Genomic DNA, 19,066 nt, shown 5'->3' on the forward strand with positions numbered 1-19,066 from the left:
GAACGAAGGGCCGTCTCGAACCAAGAGGGCGGGTGATAATCACGAGGCGATTTCACCCCCTCGCCCGCAACGCCGCCCCCAACGGCTGCCGCGTCGCCGCCAGCGCCGGCAAAGCGCCGCCGATCAGCCCGACCGCCAGCCCCAACAGCCCGGCGGTTATAATCACATCAGGCGTCACCTCGAGCTGAAAGGCCATCTTCGTATTGTTGGCGCCCATCGTGCTCGCCTGCCAGCCATCGAAAGCGAGCCGCGAGCCCATCACGCCGACGACCGCCCCCGCCGCCGACAAGAGCATCGCCTCCATCCAGGTCGCGGCAAAGGCCGGCAGGCGGGAAAAGCCTAAGAGTCGCAGCGTGGCCATTTCGACGGCGCGGTCGGAAACCGAGCTCATCATCGTATTCAGCGCGCCTGCCGTGGCACCCACCGCCATCAAGAGCGCGATCGGCCAGCCGAACAGGCGGATCAGACTCTCGGTACGCGCAGCCTGCGCCGCATAAAGATCGGCCTCGGAAACGGCAGCGAGCGCCGGACCGGAAAGACCCGAAAGCCGCCCACGCAATGCCGCCATCCCGCCGGCGCCATCGAGCCGCACCCGCAGGCTCTGCACCTGCCCTTGCCGGTCGAAGGCCGATTGCACCGCTTCGAGATCGGCCCAGATCTCGGACTCGAAGGCGCTGCCGCCGGAACTGAAATGGCCGGCGACCGTCCAGTCGACCGCGCCGAGCCGCACCTTCTCACCCACGGCAAAGCCGGAAAACATCTCGGCGATGCGGGCGCCGACGACGAGCTCGCGTGCGCCTGGCGAAAACAGCCGGCCTTGAGAAAGCCGGGCGCGCTCGCGCAGGCCAGGCCCTCCCGCATCCATGCCCCTGAGCGACAGCGTCTGCTCGCCGCCGTCGCTTCCCCTGATATCGATCGGAACGACCGTCTCGCGCGACAGCGAAAGCCCGCCCGCACTGTTGCGCGCATTCCCGGGGTTGCGAGCAATCCCCATATCGCCGCTCATGGCGGCAAGGCTGCGGATCGCATCGGCCGGCACGTCCGAGCCGCTTTCCTGGTTGGTGCCGCCGCCGAGGATGACGGCGATATCGGGCGAGCCGGCCCCGGCAAGGGCGGCCTCGAAGCCGCGCGCCATCGCCAGAAAGCCCGACAGCACTGCTACTACGAGGGCGACCGACAGCACCACCGACAGCGATATCCACAGCCGCCTGGGCAGGCTGCCGAGATTGCCTCTGATCATGAGAAAGGTCTGCTTGAGCGCTGATGACATTGGTTTATCTCGTTCTGAAGGCGTTGACGATGGGCAGCCGCATGGCGTTGGCGGCGGGGAGCAGGCCGGTCAGCAAGCCAAGCCCCGCAATGATCGCGGCGGACTTCAGCAGCACCTCACGGCTGAAGACGAGGCCGAATTCCGGCCCGATCACCAGCGTTGCGAGCTTTGCCAGAATGAGCCCGCCCGCCCCGCCGACGGCAAAGATAAACAGCGTCTCGCCGAGAATGAGCGCCACGATCCGCCCGCGGGAAAAGCCCAGCACCTTCATCACGCCGATCTCGAAGCGGCGCTCGCTGATGGCGAAGAGCATGGTGTTGACCGATATCATCAGGATCGTCACGAAGGCGGCGCCGACGACGAGGCTGACGATCAGGCCGACATCGGCGAACTGCCGGAGAAACGCTTCGAGGAACTGCTTTTCCGATTGCGTCCTGGTCTGCGTCGCCGAATTGGCAAACAGCGCGTCGATGCGCGCCGCCAGCACGCCGGATGATACTCCCTCGCGCGGGCGCACCACGAAGGCGTCGACCGTATCCTTGTCCCGCGCGCGGGCCGCATTGACCATGTCGTAGCGGGCCAGCATGAAATAGGTGTCGGTGCTGGCATCGGCACCATCGAAGATGCCCGATATGGTGAAACTCCAGTTCCGATTACCGTCGGCCTTCATGATCTGGCTGGTGACGCCGATGCGCTGGCCGATCGACCAGCCCTGCGCCTCAGCCAACACCCTGCCGACGAGCACCCGGTCGCCCCCCTCTTCCAGCGCCGCGATCAGATCAGGCGTCAGCCCGATTTCGGCACCGTTGGCGGCGGCAATCGCCCGCGGATCGACCGCGCTGATGGCCACGACATTCTTCTCGACCTCGACGAAGCCCCGCATGCGCGCGGTATAGGCGACGGCCGCGACATCGCCCTCCGCCGCGATCCGATGGAGATAGGCAAGCGGCAGCGGCAGCCCCCGGCCCGATCTGTTGAACACGCCGAGCAGGTCGTCGCTGGCGCCGGCCGCCCCCTGGCTGCCGCTGACGAAACTCGCCGTCAGGCCGTAGATCAGGAAGGCGACGCCGACCGAAAACATCAGCAAAATGGCCCGCAGCCGCTTGCGCCAGGCATTGCGCCGCATGAGCTGGAAGAAGGTCATCGGCCCCTCCCTTGCTGCTCGACGAATTCGCCCTTGTTGAGATGCAGCGTGCGCCGGGAAAAGGCGGCGGCCTCGGGATCATGGGTGACCATGATGATGGTCTTCTCAAGCTCACGATTGAGGAAGCCCAGCATCTCCAGAATATCATTGGCCGATTTCCGGTCGAGATCACCGGTCGGCTCATCGCAGAGAATGAGATCGGGATCGGCGACGATGGCGCGGGCAATGCCGACACGCTGCTGTTGGCCGCCCGACATGCTCGACGGAAACTGCCGCTGCCGCCCGGCGAGCCCCACCAGATCCATCACCGTATCGACGCGCGCCCGCCGCTCCTTGCGCCCGAGCCGCTTGAGCAGCAGCGGCAGCTCGATATTCTCCGCCGCATTCAGCATCGGCAGCAGATTGTAGAATTGGAAGACGATGCCCATGCTGTGCGCCCGCCAGGCAGCCCTTGCGCCTTCACCCATCTGCTCGAGATGACTGCGCCCGATGCGGATCTCGCCCCCATCGGGGCTGTCGATGCCGCCGAGCATATTCAGCAGCGTCGATTTCCCCGAACCAGACGGTCCCATGACCGCGACGAAATCGCCGCGCGGTATGGAAAGGTCGAGCCCGGAAAAGATCGGTATCGTCTCCGTGCCGATCCTGAATGCCTTCCTGACGCCCCTCAAGGCGATGTAGGATTCCCCAATGTCTGTCACTGCTCTGCTCCTTACTGATGGGTTATCGATGTCGCGGCCGGAGTCTCTCGGCCTGAAAACCGGAGGCCGACCTCGTCCTTTGAGCCCCTGCGGGGCGCCCCAGGATGAGGTCGGAGAGACGGCCTGCCGATCAGCCCTCATCCCGAGGCGCGGCGGCCAAAGGCCGAAATCTCGAAGGACCAAGGGCGGGTGACTGGGCGCCCAAGCCGGCCTCTTCCCCCACCACCAACCGGATGCGCGCGGCCATCGCAGGGCGCATGCCGGATGGCGGCGAAGACAGCGACAGGCGAAGCGTCACTGTTCCCTTCTCCCGCGAAATCATGGGCGCGATCTTCGACACTTCGACCGCAAAGGGCCGATCGGGAAAGCCGTCGAGCACCGCCTCACCGGACAGGCCTGGCCGGATCTGCGCGATATTGGTCTCCGCCACATCGGCATCGATGACCATGTTGGCCGTGTCGGTAATCGCAAGCAGGCTTTCATTCTCCCGCACACTGTCCTCGCGCGACAGCACGGTGTCGCCGGCATGCACGTCGAGCCGCGTGACGGTGCCGGAGATCGGCGCCCGCACGGTCAGCGCCTCCACCTGCTCGCGTGCTCTGTCGATATCGAGATCCGCCTTGGCGACATTCTGGCGTGCCTGCAGGGTGGCATTTTCGGCCCTGTCGGCGGCCGTTTTCGCCTCCTCCAGCGCCTGCGCCGACATGGCATCGCGCCCGGCCAGCCGCTCGGTGCGCGTCAGGGAAGACCGCGCTTGCGCGAGATCGATATTCTTTGCATCAAGCGCCAAAGCCGCCGCCCGCCCGGCAATCTCCGCCCCCCGAAGCGCAAAGCGCGCGCCGGCATCGTCGAGCCGCACCAGCACCTGCCCCGCCGCCACCCTGTCCCCCGCCTCCACCTCGACCGCGACGATCCGGCCCTCATATTTCGAAAAGACGGTGGCGATATCGGGTGCGACGACGTAGCCGGAGCCGGTGATTTCCCGGGCCGACGAGGCCGGAGCCACCAGCCCGTCCGCAACACGTGACTGTACCTGCTCGGAAACGACACCCTCGGCAGGCGCCTCCGCTCCGTCCATCGATGTCGTCGCCCCAGGCTTGCCCGTGAAGCTCGCAAGCACGGTTTCGATGCGCTCCGGCGTTTGGGACCGAGAAAGAAGAACCACCGCAAGCGATACGGTCGCGGCAAGCGCCAGCATAACCAGCGGCATCACACGCCGCCGGGCTTGGCGCTCCGGCAGCTCTGTCTTGAAGGCCGCGGACTCGATCGAAAGCGATCTCAGCTTGGCGGCGAGGTTTCGGTCATGTTCTGATGTCGTGTTCATGCCGACAGAATGGCCGACGGTAGCAAAACCGCGACCTCGAACATGTTTCTGGCCGTCTTTGATCGCGATTGTGTACGTGGTGCGGCAATGCCCCCGGGTCAGTCCTCATGGTGAGGGTGAGAAGCGATCCGCGAAGCGGAGCAAGCGATCCAGTGAATCGATTGCAGTGACGAACGAGGGGCCGTCTCGAACCACGATGGCGGGCGATTGCCTGAATGTAGACTGAGGGAGATACGCCACTTCAGGAAGCCGGAGGGCCCCCCGCCCCGCCCTTCCTCTCCCGCCAGGCAAGCGGCGTCATATCGGTCACCCGCCGGAATTCGCGGTTGAAGTTGGATTTGGTCTGGAAGCCGACCTCGAACATGACCTCGGTCACCGATTTCTGGGTCGCGGCAAGCAGCCGGCAGGCCTCGCCGATCCTGTAATCATTGACATATTGCGAGACGTTCTTGTCCATCGCCCGGTTGATTGCCACCGAGATCTGGCGGGCGGGGATGCCGGCCTTGCGTGCCAGCCTGTCGAGATTGAGATTGGCGTCGCGATAGAGTTTGCGGGTCTCCATCAGCGCATCGACCGTGGCGATCGTCTGCTTGTCCTCGCTCGTTTCCGGCCGCGGACCCGTCTCCACCATCTCAGCCGGCGCCCGGCTTCGGCTGGCGGCGGCCGCCGCGGTACCGAGGATGACGAGCGCGGCAAGATTGCTGACACTGATCAGCGTCAGCGCATGCTCGCCATGCGCCCAGGTGAAATCGAGAAAGACGAAGATATCGACTGCGGCCGAGAGAGACAGGGCGGCGGCCGTAAAGATGATCGCCCGATAGGCCGGCACCGCCCCTTCGAAGGGCGCCAGCCGCAGCGCATCGGCGCCGGGTCGCATCAGAAGCAGGATCGCCAGGGCATAGCCGACAAAGATCAGCACCAGTGCGATATCGATCGCCTCCCGCCAGACGGCCATCAACGCCAGGATAAGGGCGGTGGGAACGGCATGCAGCGCGATCCGTAGCGGCAGCGGCCTCCGGCTCGTCCTCACCAACCTGGAGACCCCGGCATAGGCAAGCGGCGGCACCAGCGCCGCGATCACAGGCATGATCACGCCTATTGCCTGCACCTCATAGCCCCAGCGCAGGCCGGAGAGGACGGATTGCAGCGCGGCGAGCAGGATGAGCACCAGAAACGGCCGATTGGGCTCATCCTCTTCGTCGCGTCTGAGGACGACGACGAAGAGGATGAGCAGCAAAAGGGCGACGACAAAGGGAAGTGGAATGAAGATCATGGCCTGGCAGGTCGGGGTGACGAATAGGTGGCCATCATTGCCGAGATCGCCACCCGGCGCGACCTCCATCATGTTTTAGGACCTGTTTTCGGATGGGATTTTTTTGATGGCCGACATGTCTTGTCGGCCCATCTGGCTTTGAGGCGCACCTTCTCCGACCAACTCCTTCCCCCCGAAAGCCTCCACGGGAGATTCGCCAGGGACCGCGGCAAGGACAACTGGCCAAAGGCCGGAATTCGCCCGTGGGATGTTGCGGCGACCGCTTTTCACGTGCCGGCACCTTCGAAGGCAGATGAAAATATTTCTAAAAATGGACATTCTTTGGAATTTGATATTCCGATCGCCGGTCAAATCGGACGGTCAGCTCATTGCCAGTAATCTAGTTAATTTATAGGTTTTATGCATTGGAGGATCCCATGCACAAACTGCGCATCGTCGGAATATCAGGAAACGTAAAGGCGCCATCCCGCACATCGGCGCTGGTCGCGTCCGTCCTTCGACGCATCGAGTCCGAACTTGGCCTCCCTGGACGGCACATTGACTTGGCTGTCTCTGCACCAGCGCTGTTTCGAGCCTTGCGGGCTGACCAACTGGATGAGGAAGGCGCGGAGATCGTGCGCACGGTTGAGAGCGCCGATGTCCTCATCGTCGGCTCCCCGGTCTATCGCGCTTCGTATAGCGGGGCGTTCAAGCATCTGTTCGACCTGGTTCATTATGAGGCGCTGATCGGCAAGCCGGTGATCCTCGCCGCAACGGGCGGAACGCCGTTGCACGGTTTGATGATCGACCATCAGCTCCGGCCCCTGTTCAGCTTCTTCAAGGCACTGCCGCTGCCAACTTCGGTCTATGCACTCGAAAGCGAGTTCGACTCCTATGCCGTTGCAAGTTCAGACATCCAGAAACGGATCAGAGCGGCCGTGCGCGAGTTGGAACTGATCCTTCCGCACGCCAGGACACTCGCCTTGTCCCGCGCAGAAGAACAATCGCGGCTAACCGCCTGACAAATCACGAATAAGCACGGAGAGACCGATGTCACAATCGAAGAAAGAACCCTTGAAATTTGCCTACTGGGTGCCGAACGTATCGGGCGGCCTAGTCATCAGCTCGGTCGAACAACGCACCGATTGGGGCATCGACTACAATCGCAAGCTCGCCCAAATCGCCGAACAGTCGGGATTCGAGTTTGCCTTGAGCCAGATTCGCTTCACGGCCGGATATGGCGCCGACAACCAGCACGAGTCGGTCTCCTTTTCCCACGCCCTTCTTGCGGCCACCGAAAAGCTCCGCGTCATTGCCGCCGTCCTGCCCGGGCCATGGAATCCGGCGCTGCTTGCCAAGCAGATCGCCACCATCAGCCACCTCACCAACGGCCGTGTCGACGTCAATATCGTCTCCGGCTGGTTCCGCGGCGAGTTCGCCGCCATTGGCGAGCCCTGGCTGGACCATGACGAACGCTACCGTCGCTCCGAGGAGTTCATCCGTGCGATCCGCGGCATCTGGACGGAAGACGTCTATAATCTGCGCGGCGATTTCTATCGCTTCACGGATTATTCGATGAAGCCGAAGCCGATCGGCGGCATTCCGCAGGTATTCCAGGGCGGTTCCTCGCGCGCGGCCCGCGACATGGCGGCACGCGTGTCCGACTGGTACTTCACCAATGGCAATACGCCGGAAGGTCTGAAGGCCCAGGTGGATGACATCCGCACCAAGGAAAAGGCTTTCGGCAAGAGCTGGCGCACGAAGATCGGCATGAATGCCTTCGGCATCGTCCGCTCTTCGGAGAAGGAAGCGCAGGAGGTCCTCCAGGAGATCCTCGACAAGGCCATTCCGGAAGCGGTCAAGGGTTTCCATCACGAGGTCCAGAATGCCGGGAATTCCTCGCCGGAGCGCGAAGGCAACTGGGCGAAGTCCACCTTCCAGGATCTGGTGCAATACAATGACGGGTTCCGTTCGAACCTGATCGGCACGCCGGAACAGGTGGCCGAACGCATCATCGGTCACAAGCGGGCGGGCGCGGACCTCATTCTCCTTGGCTTCCTGCATTTCCAGGAAGAGGTGGAATACTTCGGCAAGCACGTCCTGCCGATCGTTCGCGAACTGGAAGCGATCGAAGATCAGCGGCTGGAAGCCGCCGAGTAACGGCTTCCTTCCCAAATTGAAATCGCGAACGGCTCCCCATTCCAGGGGAGCCGGATGGTGGCGCGTGTCTGCAGGCAAGGCCCTGCGGTTCCTGCGCACAACGGAGCAGACGATGGTGAATGCGCATTACACGGCACTTGATGAGACCTCTGCGGTGAGGGAATATTCCCCGCTGCCAGTGTCCGGTCCATCGACCCGTCGCGTGGCGAATGTCGACAGCAATGCGCTGAGCCAGCCGCCGATATTGGCGCTCGCGGGTATCACGCTCTCCTTCGGAGGCGTCACGGCGATCGTCAATGTCGATCTTGCGGTCCAGCCGGGCGAGATTCGCGCGATCATCGGCCCGAACGGCGCCGGCAAAAGCTCGTTGATCAATGTGATTTCAGGGCAATACCGGCCGGATGCCGGCGATGTCAGCCTCAATGGCAAGACCTATAAGCAGGTGCCGGCGCAAAAAGCCGCACGGCTGGGCATCGCCCGCACCTTCCAGAACCTTGCCCTGTTCAAAGGGCTGACGGTTCTTGAAAACGTCATGACCGGGCTGACATTCCAGCGCCGCTCGACGTTCATCGGCCAGGCGTTCGGTTCGCCCCGCGCCCGCCGCGAAGAGCGCGAGGCGCGCGAACGGGCACGGCAGGTCATCGATTTCCTGCGTCTCGGCCATGTGCATGACCGGCTGGCCGGCTCGCTGCCCTATGGCCTGCAGAAGCGCGTCGAACTTGCTCGCGCACTCGTGCCCGATCCGCAGATCCTGCTGCTCGACGAGCCGATGGCCGGCATGACCGCCACCGAAAAGCAGGAAATGGCCGGCTTCGTCCGCGCCGCGCGGGAGGATTACGGCACGACGATCATCCTGATCGAACACGATATCGGCGTGGTCATGGGACTTTCCGACCGAATCGCCGTGCTCGATTACGGCCGCAAGATCGCCGACGGCACGCCGGCGGAAGTCCGCGCCGACCAGGCCGTCATCGACGCCTATCTCGGCGTTGCCCGCGAAGACCAGGAAGAGGCAGACGTGTGATGGAAAGTTTCGACTATCTCTTCTTCGTCGAGGTGCTGACCGGCGGATTGCTTTCCGGCGTCATGTATTCGCTCGTCGCGATTGGCTTCGTGCTGATCTACAAGACCTCGGGTGTCTTGAATTTTGCACAGGGGGCATTGCTCCTGTTTGCCGCTCTCACATTCGTTTCGCTGGTCGAGCGCGGAGTGCCTTTCTATCTCGCACTTGTGCTCACCTTCGCCATCATGGTGCTGCTGGGCATCGGTATCGAACGCGCCGTGCTTCGGCCGCTCGTCAACAAACCGCCGATCACGCTGTTCATGGCGACGCTCGGGCTTTCCTACGTCATCGAGGGTGCTGCCCAGCTTCTCTGGGGCACGCAGGTCCATGCCCTGGAACTCGGCATCGAGGACGTGCCCTTCGAATTTTATGGTGTCTTCATCTCGCAGTTCGATCTCTTCGCTTCGGCGGTCGCAGCGCTCATGGTCATCGGGCTGACGCTCTTCTTTCGCTATACCCGGGTCGGCCTGACCTTCCGCGCGGTGGCGGACGACCAGTTCGCGGCACTCGCCGTCGGGCTTCGCCTGCCGCGCATCTGGGCCACGGTCTGGGCAACCTCGGGTCTCGTTGCCCTGGTCGCAGGCCTTCTCTGGGGTGCGCGCAGCGGCGTGCAGTTCTCGCTGTCGCTGGTGGTGCTGAAGGCCCTGCCGGTGCTCGTGCTCGGCGGTTTCGATTCAATTGCCGGCGCCATCGTCGGCGGCCTGTTGATCGGCGCCTCGGAAAAGCTCGCCGAAGTCTATATCGGCGAATATTTCGGCGGCGGCATCGAGGGCTGGTTCGCCTACGCCATCGCGCTGGTCTTCCTGCTCATCCGCCCATCCGGCCTGTTCGGCCAGAAGCTCGTGGAAAGGGTCTGAGCCATGGCTGCCATCACCTCCCAACCCATCGTTTCGGCAAAATTTCCGGGCTGGATCGCGCCGCTTGTCATCCTCGTCTTCGCCTTCGGCATCGTGCCCTTTATCGGCTCGAGCTATCTGATCGAAGCGCTGCTGCTGCCGTTCCTGGCTTTGTCGCTGGCTGGCGTCGGCGTTAACCTGCTGACCGGCTATGCCGGGCAGGTATCGCTCGGCAGTGCGGCCTTCATGGCCGTCGGCGCCTTCGCCGCCTTCAATTTCAATCTGCGTGTCGAAGGCTTGCCGCTTCTTGTCTCCATCGCGCTCGCCGGCGGCATCGCCGCTGCGGTCGGCATCGTCTTCGGCCTGCCAAGCCTGCGCCTGCGCGGCTTCTATCTCGCCGTTTCCACGCTTGCAGCACAGTTCTTCGTGCAGTGGGCGCTGACCAAGTTCGGCTGGTTCTCCAACGACAACCCGTCAGGCGTGATCGACGCGCCGAAGCTCACCATCGCCGGCATCGATTTCGACAGTTCGACCGGACGCTACTATTTCGCGCTGATCGTCGTCACTGCGCTGACCTTCTTCGCCTGGCGCGTCGCATCCTCGCAGACCGGCCGCAACTTCATCGCCATTCGCGACAACGAGACGGCGGCCCGGATCATTGGCGTGCCGGTGCTGCGCACCAAGCTGCTCGCCTTCGCACTTTCGTCCTTCATCATCGGGGTCGCCGGTGTGCTCTGGGCCTTTGCCTATCTGCGCACGGTGGAGCCGGCCGGCTTCAATCTCGACCGGTCGTTCCAGATTCTGTTCATCGTCATCATCGGCGGGCTGGCGACGATCCGCGGCGCCTTCCTGGGCGCGGCGCTGATGGTGGTCTTTCCGGTCGTGCTGTCGCGGGTCGGATCGTTCTTCCTGGGCGATCTGTTCGATTCCGGCGTGCTCGACATGAGCCAGCGCATCGTCATCGGCGCACTCATCATTGCCTTCCTGATCCTCGAACCCGATGGGCTCGCTGCGCTCGCAAGGCGGCTGACCGGACGGTTCAGGCCCAACACGCCCGAACCCGTCGGCTGAGCTGCCACATCATCATCATCTTTTAACGCATTGGAACGCCGGCGGCGCCGGTCAACAGAGGGAGTTTGTCCAATGAAAAGTCTGAAAACCACAGTCAAGGCGGCGGTCGCAGCGCTTGCCATCATCGGCGGGGTCGGTCTGGCGCCTGCCCATGCCGATGAGCAATATTTCCCGCTGCAGAGCTATCGCGTCGGACCTTATGCCGCCGGCGGCACCGGATTCTTCGGTGGCTTCATCGACTACCTGAACCTGATCAACACCCGCGATGGCGGCGTGAACGGCGTCAAGCTCACCTGGGACGAATGCGAAACCCAGTACGAGGTCGAGCGCGGCGTCGAATGCTACGAGCGCCAGAAGAGCCACCCGAACGCGGCGGCCTGGAACCCGCTTTCGGTCGGCATCGCCTATGCCATGATCGACCGCATCACCGGCGACAAGGTGCCGCTGATCACGGTGAACCATGGCCGTACCGACTCTACCGACGGACGCGTCTTCCCCTACGTCTTCCCGCTGTTGCTCAACCCCTATTCGGAAACGTCCGGTATCGTGAACTACCTTGCCTCTAGGGAAGGTGGTCTCGAAAAGCTCAAGGGCAAGAAAATCGTCGTGCTCTATCACGGCTCGCCCTATGGCAAGGAAACCATTCCGATCTATGACTTGCTGGCCGAGAAGTATGGCTTCACGGTTCAGCAGATCGAAGTGCCGCATCCCGGCAACGAGCAGCAGTCGCAGTGGCTGACGATCCGTCGCGCCAAGCCGGACTACGTCGTTCTGCGCGGCTGGGGCGTGATGAACCCGGTGGCGCTGAAGACGGCGGCCAAGGTCGGCTTCCCCGCCTCCAAGATCGTCGGCAATGTCTGGTCGAATTCGGAAGAAGACGTGATCCCCGCCGGCGAGGCGGCGGTCGGCTATACCGCGATCACCACCCAGGCTTCGGGTCAGCAGTATCCAGTCCTGCAGGAGATCGTGAAGACGCTCTACGATCAAGGCAAGGGTAATCTCGAAGACAAGAAGCGCATCGGCTCGGTCTACCACAACCTCGGCATCGTCAATGGCATCCTGAACGTCGAGGCGATCCGCACCGCACAGGAAAAATTCGGCAAGCGTACGCTGACCGGCGACGAAGTGCGCTGGGGCTTCGAGCACCTGAAGCTCGATGAGGCCAAGGTCGCAGCACTGGGCGCCAAGGACCTGTTCCACTCCATCAACGTCTCCTGGGATAACCATGAAGGCGATGGCTATGTGACCTTCCAGCAATGGGACGGCAAGAAGTGGAACGTCGTCTCCGACTGGATCGCGCCGGACTGGAAGCTGCTGCGTCCGATCATCGAAAAGTCCTCGGAGGCCTACGCCAAGGAAAAGGGCATCAAGCTGCGCACGGCGGCCGATGCCGAAGGCATCGCGACCACGAACTGACGAGTCAAGGGATGGCGCAAGCCGCCATCCCTCATCCCATGGTGCGGCGGATCCGGTTGCTACGCCGCGCCTCTCTTGCCGATTGATTTTGGAACGAGCGACATGTCCGACGAAACGATCCTTCTTGATATCAAGTCCGTGCATGCCGTCTACAACAAGACGATCAAGGCCCTGAACGGCGTGAGCTTTCAGTTGCGGCGCGGAGAAATCCTCGCCCTGCTCGGATCGAATGGTGCGGGTAAGACGACGGCGCTGAAGGCTATCTCGAACCTGTTGCCGGCCGAACGAGGCCAGGTGACATCGGGCACGATCCGTTTCGAAGGCCGCGATGTGCTGAGCGAGAAGCCCGCCAATCTGGTGCGATCGGGCCTGGTACAGGTGCTCGAAGGGCGGCATTGCTTCAAAAGCCTGTCGGTCGAGGAAAATCTCATCTCCGGCGGTCTCGGGCGCTCGTCATCCAGGCGCGAGATCGCTGCCGACCTCGAGCGCATCTATGCCGTTTTCCCCCGGCTCAAGGAGAAGCGCCGTGCGGCGTCAGGGCTTACTTCAGGCGGCGAGCAGCAGATGACGGCGATCGGCCGCGCGCTGATGTCGCGACCGCGGCTGCTTGTTCTCGACGAGCCCTCGATGGGTCTGGCACCGCTGGTGATCAAGGATATCTTCCGTTCGCTCAAGGCGCTCAACCGGGAGGACGGGCTTTCCATCCTAGTTGCCGAACAGAATTCGACGGTGGCGCTTCAATACGCCGACCATGCCACCGTCATCGAAAACGGCGTCGCCGTGCTGTCGGGTTCCGCGGCCGAATTGCGCAGCCGTGACGACATCAAGGCTTTTTATCTCGGCGAAGGCGCGGCCTTCGCCCATGACAGGCCGGCGGCCTGATCCACCCTCATATCCATCATTCAGAAGGGAGACCGAAATGAACGTCATCGCTAAAACAGACAGGGTTGCCGTACCCGGTGTCAAACGCCCGGAAAAACCTGCGCATATCATCAAGGACGACGCAGAAGCGATCGCGGTCGCCCACCGGCTCGCCGCGGAGTTCGTCAAGGGCTCAGCAGAGCGTGACCGCGAGCGGATTTGGCCGGCGGAAGAGTTGGATGCCTTCTCGCAGAGCGGGCTCTGGTCGATCAATGTGCCCAAGGCGTTCGGTGGACCGGAGGTCTCCTACGTCACGCTTGCAAAGGTGGTCGAGATCATCTCCGAGGCGGATTCGTCGATCGGCCAGATCTCGCAGAACCATCTCGGCGTCGTAGCGGCAATCCGTACGGCTTCGGACAAAGCGCAGCAGGAATTGCTGTTCGGCGAAATCCTCAAGGGCACCCGCTTCGGCAATGCCTTTTCGGAATTCGGCTCCAAGCGCGCGGTCGATTTCGAAACCAAGTTTGTCGACCATGGCGACCACGTGGTGGTGACCGGTCGGAAATTCTATTCGTCCGGCGCCTTGCTTGCCCATAAGGTGCCGATCGTCGCGCTCGATGACGAGGGCCGCGCCTGGTACGCGATCGCCGATCGCGATGCGCCGGGTCTGACCGTCATCGACGACTGGTCGAGCTTCGGCCAGCGAACCACGCTCTCGGGCACCGTCATCCTCGACAATGTCAAAGTCGACAAGACCTGGCTGGTGCCGGGATACAAGGGGTACGACAAGCCGACGGCGGACGGCGCCATCTTCCAGATCATCCAGGTTGCCGTCGATACCGGCATCGCATCGGCAGCGATCAAGGAGACGATCGACTTCGTTCGGACCAAGTCCCGCGCCTGGGTGGACAGTGGTCTCGACCACGCCTGGGACGATCCCTACACGATCCAGGCAGTCGGCGCCCTCCAACTCCGCCTGCATGCGGCGCAGGCGCTGCTCGACAAAGCCGGACATGCGATCGACCGGGCGGTTGCCGATCCCACTGCCGATACCGTGGCGGAAGCCCAGGTCTTCACGGCCGAGGCCAAGATCCTCTCGACCGAGATCGCTATCGAGGCGACCAACAAGCTGTTCGAGCTGGCGGGCACGCGCTCGACGCTTGCCGAACACAATCTCGACCGCCACTGGCGCAATGCCCGGACGCATACGCTGCACGATCCGGTGCGGTGGAAATACTCGATCCTCGGCAAATACTTCCTCAATGGAGAGAAGCCGCCGCTGCACGCCTGGAGTTAAACCAGGCTGTCATTCGCGCTTCGAAAATCAGAATATTGCAGTGGCGAGAGGAACCTCATCGCCACTGTATATATACCGAGATCGTTCAGGGAGCTCGACGTTTCGAAATGATCTGCTCCCTGGAATGTCAGCGGTTTGAGGTCAGCCGCCGTTCAACCGCTCGAACATTCCCTCACGGTGCTTTCGCGCGTGGACCGACGTGCCGACCAGCAGCTCGTCCTGGTCATTCTCCAGCTGGGCAAGCGCCTCCATGGCGAATTCCTCCGGCGACATCATGTATTGCCGCTTCGCACCCCCGGCACGCACGCCGCCGCCGAGGTTGGTGTCGACCATCGGCGGAGCCATCTCGACCACCCTCACCCCGTCGCTTTGCCCTACGGCCTCAGCCAGACGTGTCCTCCAAGGCGTCCAGGAACGCGAGCACTCGGCTGGTGAGGAGCGCGGTCGCATCCGCGTCATAGGACGGGAGCGAGCTGTCGGCGAAATAATGCTGATCGCCGGGGTAGAGGAAAAGCTCGGCATTCTCGACCGTCTCGACGATCTCGCGGGCGGCATCGATGTCGCCCTCGCCAACGAAAATCGGATCGTTGTCCATACCGTGGATCTGGACCGGCACTCCATCCGGCCAGGGTCCGAAGGCCCACTCGCCACGGATCGGCAGACAGGAATAGAAGAGCAGAGCCCCGCGGGCGCCAGACCGCGTCTGCGCCAGCTTCTGCGCCGGCAGCACACCGAACGAAAACCCGGCATAGACGAGCTCGGCTGGCAGTTCGTCGGCGACGCGGACGCCACGCTCCCTGATGGCGTCGAACCCGATCTCACCGATATAGGCGAGCCCTTCTTCGATGCTTGGGAATGTGCGCCCGTCGAACAGATCAGGCATGTGCACGATGTGGCCGGCTGCCCGTAAAGCGTCGGCGAACGTACGCACACCTGGGGTCAGCCCCTGTGCGTGGTGAAACAACAAGACCTCAGCCATACCGAGCCTTCCACCGATGATCGCTATCTACGGTGTCGTACCAAAGAAGGCGAGCCGGGTGAAGATCGTATAATCCGCTTCCGAGACCATCAGCGCCACGAAAACCAGCACCAGCACCGGCGGCAGCAGGATGGCGTAGACGAGCGCCAGCCTTTCCCAGGCCATGTGCATGAAGACGGCGACGATCAGCCCGGCCTTCAGCATCATGAACAGCAGGATCAGCGTCCATCTCAGATAGCCTTGGACGCCGAGATAATCGACCATGTAGGACGCCGCACTGAGCACGAAGAGCAGGCCCCAGACGAAGAAATAGAGCCCGATCGGGTGCTGCTGCCCGGTATGTGGTGCCTCAGCATGCGCCGTTTGGACTTGTGCATGCGCCGTTGTCTCGCTCATGACGACCTCACCACAGATAGAAAAATGCGAAGATGAAGACCCAGACCAGGTCGACGAAGTGCCAGTAGAGGCCCATGATCTCGACGGCCTCGTAGCGGCCTTTCCGGCTGGTGAAGAAGCCGCGCCGTTCCACGTCGAAATCGCCGCGCCACACCTTGCGGGCGACGATGAGGAGGAAGATGACGCCGATCGTGACATGGGTGCCGTGAAAGCCGGTGATCATGAAGAAGGTCGATCCGAACTGTGCCGCCCCCCACGGGTTTTCCCAGGGGCGCACGCCTTCGGTGATCAGCTTCGTCCATTCGAAGGCCTGCATGCTGACGAAGGTTGCGCCGAGAAGAGCCGTCAGCAGCATCAGGATCGCGGTCGTGCGGCGGTCGCGGCGATAGCCGAAATTGACCGCCATCGCCATGGTGCCGCTGCTCGAGATCAGCACGAAAGTCATGATCGCAATCAGGATCAGCGGCACGTCCTGCCCGCCGATATGCAGCGCGAAGACCTCGCTCGGATTGGGCCATGGGACTGGCGTCGACATGCGGGCGGTCATATAGGCGATCAGGAAACAGCCGAACACGAAGGTGTCACTGAGCAGAAAGATCCACATCATCGCCTTGCCCCAGGAGGCGGTCTTGAAGGCGCGCTGATCCGAGCTGAAATCGGCGGCGACACCGCGAAGGCCCGCCGGCCTGAGGTCCGCCCCGCTGTGTGTCTCGATAGTCTGTGCCATCTGCACCCCCTAGCTAATCAACGTGCGGCAGAGATCGACGAAGTCATTGGCCCAGCCGGCAAAGAGCGCGAAGAGCAGCAGCCAGACGGCGAGCATGAAATGCGAATAGATGGCGGAAAGATCGACGCTGAGGCGCAGCCTCTCCGGCGCGACGTCGGCTGAAAATGCCCTGACCGTCGTGTGCGCGAGCACGGCAAGCCCGCCGAGGATATGCAACCCGTGCAGGCCGGTCAGCATGTAGAAGAAACTGTTGGAAGGGTTGTCGGCAAGCACATAGCCGGCCGCCGTCAGCTCCCGCCATGCCTGGATCTGCCCGGCGAGAAAGAAGACGGCAAGCGCAAGTGCCGTAACGAGCGCCGGCCGCAGGCTTTCCATGCGGCCCTGCCCCGCTTCTCGTTTCGCCCATTGCAGCGCCGCACTGCTCAAGGCCAGTGCCGCAGTATTCACCCAGAGCAACCGCGGAACCGGTGTGGCCCACCAGTCGGCCGACGCCGCACGCATGAAATAGGCGCTGACGGCAAGGCTGAAGACGGCGCCGACGACGCCGAGAAACACGAAGAGGCCGATCTTCACCGCCGGCACCGGCGGCCGCTCAGTGCCGTCATGAACCGGCATCTGCACCGAGCCGGTCTCCAGCCAGGGCTTCGAAGTCAGCCGCTGCCCGGAGAGCCACCAGATCATGATGGCGGCGATGGCGGCCAGAAAGATCAATACGACGCTCATGCCGGGGCCTCGCGGGTGACGCCATCGCTTGACGGCACATTCTGCGGGATGAAATCTTCGGCGGCCCCTGGCACGCTGTAATCATAGGCCCAGCGATAAACGACGGGCAGGTCCCTGCCCCAGTTGCCGTGCGCCGGTGGCGTCTGCGGCGTCTGCCATTCCAGCGTCGTTGCCCGCCATGGATTGCCGCCGGCCTCCCTGCCCCGGAAAAGGCTCCAGACCAGATTGAACAGGAAGACCATCTGCCCGGCGCCGACGACGAGGGCCATGACTGTTATGAAGATATTCAGCGTATGGGCCGAAGGCGGAACGAAGGCCGTCTCTCCCATCTCGAAATAGCGGCGCGGCACGCCGAGCAGGCCGAGATAATGCATCGGAAAGAAGATCGCATAGGTGCCGAGGAAGGTGATCCAGAAGTGGATCTGGCCGAGCACCTCGTCCAGCATGCGTCCCGTCACCTTCGGATACCAGTGATAGATCGCCCCGAAGATGACGAGGATCGGCGCAACCCCCATGACCATGTGGAAGTGGGCCACGACGAACATCGTATCCGACAGTGGCACGTCGACAACGACATTGCCGAGGAAGAGGCCGGTCAACCCGCCATTGACGAAGGTGACGATGAAGGCGAGCGCAAAGAGCATCGGCAGCGTCAGGTGGATATCGCCGCGCCAGAGCGTCAGCACCCAGTTGTAGACCTTGATCGCCGTCGGGATGGCGATGATCAGCGTCGTGGTGGCGAAAAAGAAGCCGAAGGCCGGGTGCATGCCGCTGACATACATGTGGTGCGCCCAGACGACGAAACTCAGCGCCCCGATGACGACGATCGCCCAGACCATCATCCGGTAACCGAAGATGTTCTTGCGCGCATGCGTGCTGATCAGGTCTGAAACGATGCCGAAGGCCGGCAGCGCCACGATATAGACCTCGGGATGGCCGAAGAACCAGAAGAGGTGTTGGAAGAGGATCGGGCTTCCGCCGCTGTGCTGCAGCTGCGTGCCCATCTCGACGATGGCGGGCATGAAGAAGCTGGTGCCGAGCACGCGGTCGAACAGCATCATGACGCAGGCGACGAAGAGGGCGGGAAAGGCGAGCAGCGCCATCACAGTCGCGGTGAAGATGCCCCAGACGGTGAGCGGCATCCGCATCAGCGTCATGCCCCGCGCCCGCCCCTGCAGCACCGTTACCACATAATTCAGCCCGCCCATGGTGAAGCCGATGATGAAGACGATCAGCGAGGTGAGCATCAGCAGGATGCCCCAGTCCTTGCCGCCCGGTGTGCCTGACAGAACTGATTGCGGCGGATAAAGTGTCCAGCCGGCCCCCGTCGGGCCGCCGGGAGCGAAAAAGCCGGCGGCGAGGATCAGCACCGCAAGCAGATAGATCCAGTAGCTCAGCATGTTGGCATAAGGAAACACCATGTCGCGGGCGCCGACCATCAGCGGAATGAGGTAGTTGCCGAAGCCGCCGAGGAAGAGCGCGGTCAGCAGATAGATCACCATGATCATGCCGTGCATGGTGATGAACTGGTAATAGTGATCGGCATCGATAAAGGCGAAAGTGCCGGGAAAGGCGAGTTGAATCCGCATCAGCCAGGAGAGCACCAGCGCCACCAGGCCGATCGCAATGGCGGTGATCGAATATTGCACGGCGATGATCTTGGCATCCTGGCTGAACACATATTTCGTCCACCAGCTGTGCGGGTGATAAAGCTCGACATCCTCGACTTCGGCGGAGGGGATGCTGCCGGATGGAATCTCGACCATGATCTCTCTTCCCTTTCCCCGCCGGTTCCTTGAACCGGCTGCCGTCTGCGACTGCTTCTCCGGTTCGTTGAACCGGCACG

The 19,066-nt window shown here is 62.7% G+C and carries 20 protein-coding genes; 9 read left to right on the forward strand and 11 right to left on the reverse strand.

What is annotated here, in order from left to right; all coding sequences use genetic code 11:
- Nucleotides 1-52: 52 nt before the first annotated feature.
- From PO860_RS11805 to PO860_RS11825, 5 genes are all read right to left on the reverse strand, one after another.
- A complete protein-coding gene (locus tag PO860_RS11805; protein ID WP_273883912.1) occupies nucleotides 53-1,270 on the reverse strand; it encodes an ABC transporter permease in 1,218 nt (405 codons plus the stop codon).
- Nucleotides 1,271-1,274: 4 nt separating this feature from the next.
- Nucleotides 1,275-2,414 (reverse strand): ABC transporter permease, encoded by a 1,140-nt coding sequence (locus PO860_RS11810; protein ID WP_275031347.1) that lies wholly within the window; start codon nucleotides 2,412-2,414, stop codon nucleotides 1,275-1,277.
- Nucleotides 2,411-3,115 (reverse strand): ABC transporter ATP-binding protein, encoded by a 705-nt coding sequence (locus PO860_RS11815; RefSeq protein WP_273883914.1) that lies wholly within the window; start codon nucleotides 3,113-3,115, stop codon nucleotides 2,411-2,413. The genes PO860_RS11810 and PO860_RS11815 overlap by 4 nt, the downstream gene beginning before the upstream one ends.
- 130 nt (nucleotides 3,116-3,245) lie before the next feature.
- Entirely contained in the window at nucleotides 3,246-4,439 is a 1,194-nt protein-coding gene (locus PO860_RS11820) for an efflux RND transporter periplasmic adaptor subunit (RefSeq protein ID WP_273883915.1), read from the reverse strand.
- Nucleotides 4,440-4,680: 241 nt separating this feature from the next.
- Nucleotides 4,681-5,712 (reverse strand): helix-turn-helix domain-containing protein, encoded by a 1,032-nt coding sequence (locus tag PO860_RS11825; protein WP_430523305.1) that lies wholly within the window; start codon nucleotides 5,710-5,712, stop codon nucleotides 4,681-4,683.
- A gap of 27 nt (nucleotides 5,713-5,739) precedes the next feature.
- On the opposite strand from PO860_RS11825, the gene PO860_RS11830 reads away from it, so the two are divergent.
- From PO860_RS11830 to PO860_RS11870, 9 genes are all read left to right on the forward strand, one after another.
- The gene (locus PO860_RS11830; RefSeq protein ID WP_273880992.1) at nucleotides 5,740-6,090 is read left to right on the forward strand and encodes a hypothetical protein; all 351 of its coding nucleotides are present in this window, start codon (nucleotides 5,740-5,742) and stop codon (nucleotides 6,088-6,090) included.
- A 38-nt stretch (nucleotides 6,091-6,128) separates the two neighbouring features.
- Nucleotides 6,129-6,713 carry an FMN reductase gene (gene msuE / locus PO860_RS11835; RefSeq protein ID WP_273883917.1) on the forward strand — a complete coding sequence of 195 codons (585 nt, stop codon included), beginning with the start codon at nucleotides 6,129-6,131 and terminating at the stop codon, nucleotides 6,711-6,713.
- A gap of 28 nt (nucleotides 6,714-6,741) precedes the next feature.
- Entirely contained in the window at nucleotides 6,742-7,851 is a 1,110-nt protein-coding gene (sfnG, locus tag PO860_RS11840) for a dimethylsulfone monooxygenase SfnG (protein ID WP_183606877.1), read from the forward strand.
- A 112-nt stretch (nucleotides 7,852-7,963) separates the two neighbouring features.
- Entirely contained in the window at nucleotides 7,964-8,875 is a 912-nt protein-coding gene (locus PO860_RS11845) for an ABC transporter ATP-binding protein (RefSeq protein ID WP_273883918.1), read from the forward strand.
- Entirely contained in the window at nucleotides 8,875-9,771 is an 897-nt protein-coding gene (locus PO860_RS11850; protein WP_273883919.1) for a branched-chain amino acid ABC transporter permease, read from the forward strand. The genes PO860_RS11845 and PO860_RS11850 overlap by 1 nt, the downstream gene beginning before the upstream one ends.
- A gap of 3 nt (nucleotides 9,772-9,774) precedes the next feature.
- Nucleotides 9,775-10,821 carry a branched-chain amino acid ABC transporter permease gene (locus PO860_RS11855; protein WP_273883920.1) on the forward strand — a complete coding sequence of 349 codons (1,047 nt, stop codon included), beginning with the start codon at nucleotides 9,775-9,777 and terminating at the stop codon, nucleotides 10,819-10,821.
- Between the two features lie 72 nt (nucleotides 10,822-10,893).
- Nucleotides 10,894-12,237, forward strand: a complete 1,344-nt coding sequence (locus PO860_RS11860) for an ABC transporter substrate-binding protein (RefSeq protein WP_183606873.1) — start codon at nucleotides 10,894-10,896, stop codon at nucleotides 12,235-12,237.
- Nucleotides 12,238-12,339: 102 nt separating this feature from the next.
- On the forward strand, nucleotides 12,340-13,119 hold the full coding sequence (locus PO860_RS11865) for an ABC transporter ATP-binding protein (protein WP_273883921.1): 780 nt from the start codon (nucleotides 12,340-12,342) through the stop codon (nucleotides 13,117-13,119).
- 37 nt (nucleotides 13,120-13,156) lie between these two features.
- Nucleotides 13,157-14,395 (forward strand): SfnB family sulfur acquisition oxidoreductase, encoded by a 1,239-nt coding sequence (locus PO860_RS11870; protein ID WP_183606871.1) that lies wholly within the window; start codon nucleotides 13,157-13,159, stop codon nucleotides 14,393-14,395.
- 141 nt (nucleotides 14,396-14,536) lie between these two features.
- Here the strand turns inward: PO860_RS11870 and PO860_RS11875 are convergent, their stop codons facing one another.
- Genes PO860_RS11875 through ctaD form a run of 6 tightly spaced genes read right to left on the reverse strand, consistent with a single transcriptional unit; the run spans nucleotide 14,537 to nucleotide 18,986 of the window.
- Nucleotides 14,537-14,740, reverse strand: a complete 204-nt coding sequence (locus PO860_RS11875) for a Rossmann-fold NAD(P)-binding domain-containing protein (RefSeq protein ID WP_183606870.1) — start codon at nucleotides 14,738-14,740, stop codon at nucleotides 14,537-14,539.
- A gap of 37 nt (nucleotides 14,741-14,777) precedes the next feature.
- Nucleotides 14,778-15,374: a dienelactone hydrolase family protein gene (locus PO860_RS11880; protein ID WP_272782260.1), complete on the reverse strand. Its 597-nt coding sequence runs from the start codon at nucleotides 15,372-15,374 to the stop codon at nucleotides 14,778-14,780.
- Nucleotides 15,375-15,401: 27 nt separating this feature from the next.
- Complete coding sequence (locus tag PO860_RS11885) at nucleotides 15,402-15,770, reverse strand: cytochrome C oxidase subunit IV family protein (RefSeq protein WP_273880996.1); 369 nt, start codon at nucleotides 15,768-15,770, stop codon at nucleotides 15,402-15,404.
- A gap of 7 nt (nucleotides 15,771-15,777) precedes the next feature.
- Nucleotides 15,778-16,497 (reverse strand): heme-copper oxidase subunit III family protein, encoded by a 720-nt coding sequence (locus PO860_RS11890; protein WP_273880997.1) that lies wholly within the window; start codon nucleotides 16,495-16,497, stop codon nucleotides 15,778-15,780.
- A gap of 9 nt (nucleotides 16,498-16,506) precedes the next feature.
- Entirely contained in the window at nucleotides 16,507-17,220 is a 714-nt protein-coding gene (locus PO860_RS11895; RefSeq protein ID WP_183606866.1) for a cytochrome c oxidase subunit 3, read from the reverse strand.
- The gene (gene ctaD, locus PO860_RS11900) at nucleotides 17,217-18,986 is read right to left on the reverse strand and encodes a cytochrome c oxidase subunit I (protein ID WP_273883922.1); all 1,770 of its coding nucleotides are present in this window, start codon (nucleotides 18,984-18,986) and stop codon (nucleotides 17,217-17,219) included. Before ctaD ends, PO860_RS11895 begins: the two co-directional genes overlap by 4 nt.
- Nucleotides 18,987-19,066: the final 80 nt, after the last annotated feature.

The sequence above is a fragment of the Rhizobium binxianense genome (assembly GCF_028994275.1).
GTDB classification, from domain to species: Bacteria; Pseudomonadota; Alphaproteobacteria; order Rhizobiales; family Rhizobiaceae; genus Rhizobium; species Rhizobium binxianense.

What these genes read in the sequence shown, in the direction of transcription:
- PO860_RS11805 (WP_273883912.1), bottom strand. Translation starts at nt 1,270, where the DNA reads ATGTCATCAGCGCTCAAGCAGACCTTTCTCATGATCAGAGGCAATCTC.
- PO860_RS11810 (WP_275031347.1), bottom strand. Translation starts at nt 2,414, where the DNA reads ATGACCTTCTTCCAGCTCATGCGGCGCAATGCCTGGCGCAAGCGGCTG.
- PO860_RS11820 (WP_273883915.1), bottom strand. Translation starts at nt 4,439, where the DNA reads ATGAACACGACATCAGAACATGACCGAAACCTCGCCGCCAAGCTGAGA.
- PO860_RS11825 (WP_430523305.1), bottom strand. Translation starts at nt 5,712, where the DNA reads ATGATCTTCATTCCACTTCCCTTTGTCGTCGCCCTTTTGCTGCTCATC.
- msuE (WP_273883917.1), top strand. Translation starts at nt 6,129, where the DNA reads ATGCACAAACTGCGCATCGTCGGAATATCAGGAAACGTAAAGGCGCCA.
- sfnG (WP_183606877.1), top strand. Translation starts at nt 6,742, where the DNA reads ATGTCACAATCGAAGAAAGAACCCTTGAAATTTGCCTACTGGGTGCCG.
- PO860_RS11845 (WP_273883918.1), top strand. Translation starts at nt 7,964, where the DNA reads ATGGTGAATGCGCATTACACGGCACTTGATGAGACCTCTGCGGTGAGG.
- PO860_RS11850 (WP_273883919.1), top strand. Translation starts at nt 8,875, where the DNA reads ATGGAAAGTTTCGACTATCTCTTCTTCGTCGAGGTGCTGACCGGCGGA.
- PO860_RS11855 (WP_273883920.1), top strand. Translation starts at nt 9,775, where the DNA reads ATGGCTGCCATCACCTCCCAACCCATCGTTTCGGCAAAATTTCCGGGC.
- PO860_RS11860 (WP_183606873.1), top strand. Translation starts at nt 10,894, where the DNA reads ATGAAAAGTCTGAAAACCACAGTCAAGGCGGCGGTCGCAGCGCTTGCC.
- PO860_RS11865 (WP_273883921.1), top strand. Translation starts at nt 12,340, where the DNA reads ATGTCCGACGAAACGATCCTTCTTGATATCAAGTCCGTGCATGCCGTC.
- PO860_RS11870 (WP_183606871.1), top strand. Translation starts at nt 13,157, where the DNA reads ATGAACGTCATCGCTAAAACAGACAGGGTTGCCGTACCCGGTGTCAAA.
- PO860_RS11875 (WP_183606870.1), bottom strand. Translation starts at nt 14,740, where the DNA reads ATGGCTCCGCCGATGGTCGACACCAACCTCGGCGGCGGCGTGCGTGCC.
- PO860_RS11880 (WP_272782260.1), bottom strand. Translation starts at nt 15,374, where the DNA reads ATGGCTGAGGTCTTGTTGTTTCACCACGCACAGGGGCTGACCCCAGGT.
- PO860_RS11885 (WP_273880996.1), bottom strand. Translation starts at nt 15,770, where the DNA reads ATGAGCGAGACAACGGCGCATGCACAAGTCCAAACGGCGCATGCTGAG.
- PO860_RS11890 (WP_273880997.1), bottom strand. Translation starts at nt 16,497, where the DNA reads ATGGCACAGACTATCGAGACACACAGCGGGGCGGACCTCAGGCCGGCG.
- PO860_RS11895 (WP_183606866.1), bottom strand. Translation starts at nt 17,220, where the DNA reads ATGAGCGTCGTATTGATCTTTCTGGCCGCCATCGCCGCCATCATGATC.
- ctaD (WP_273883922.1), bottom strand. Translation starts at nt 18,986, where the DNA reads ATGGTCGAGATTCCATCCGGCAGCATCCCCTCCGCCGAAGTCGAGGAT.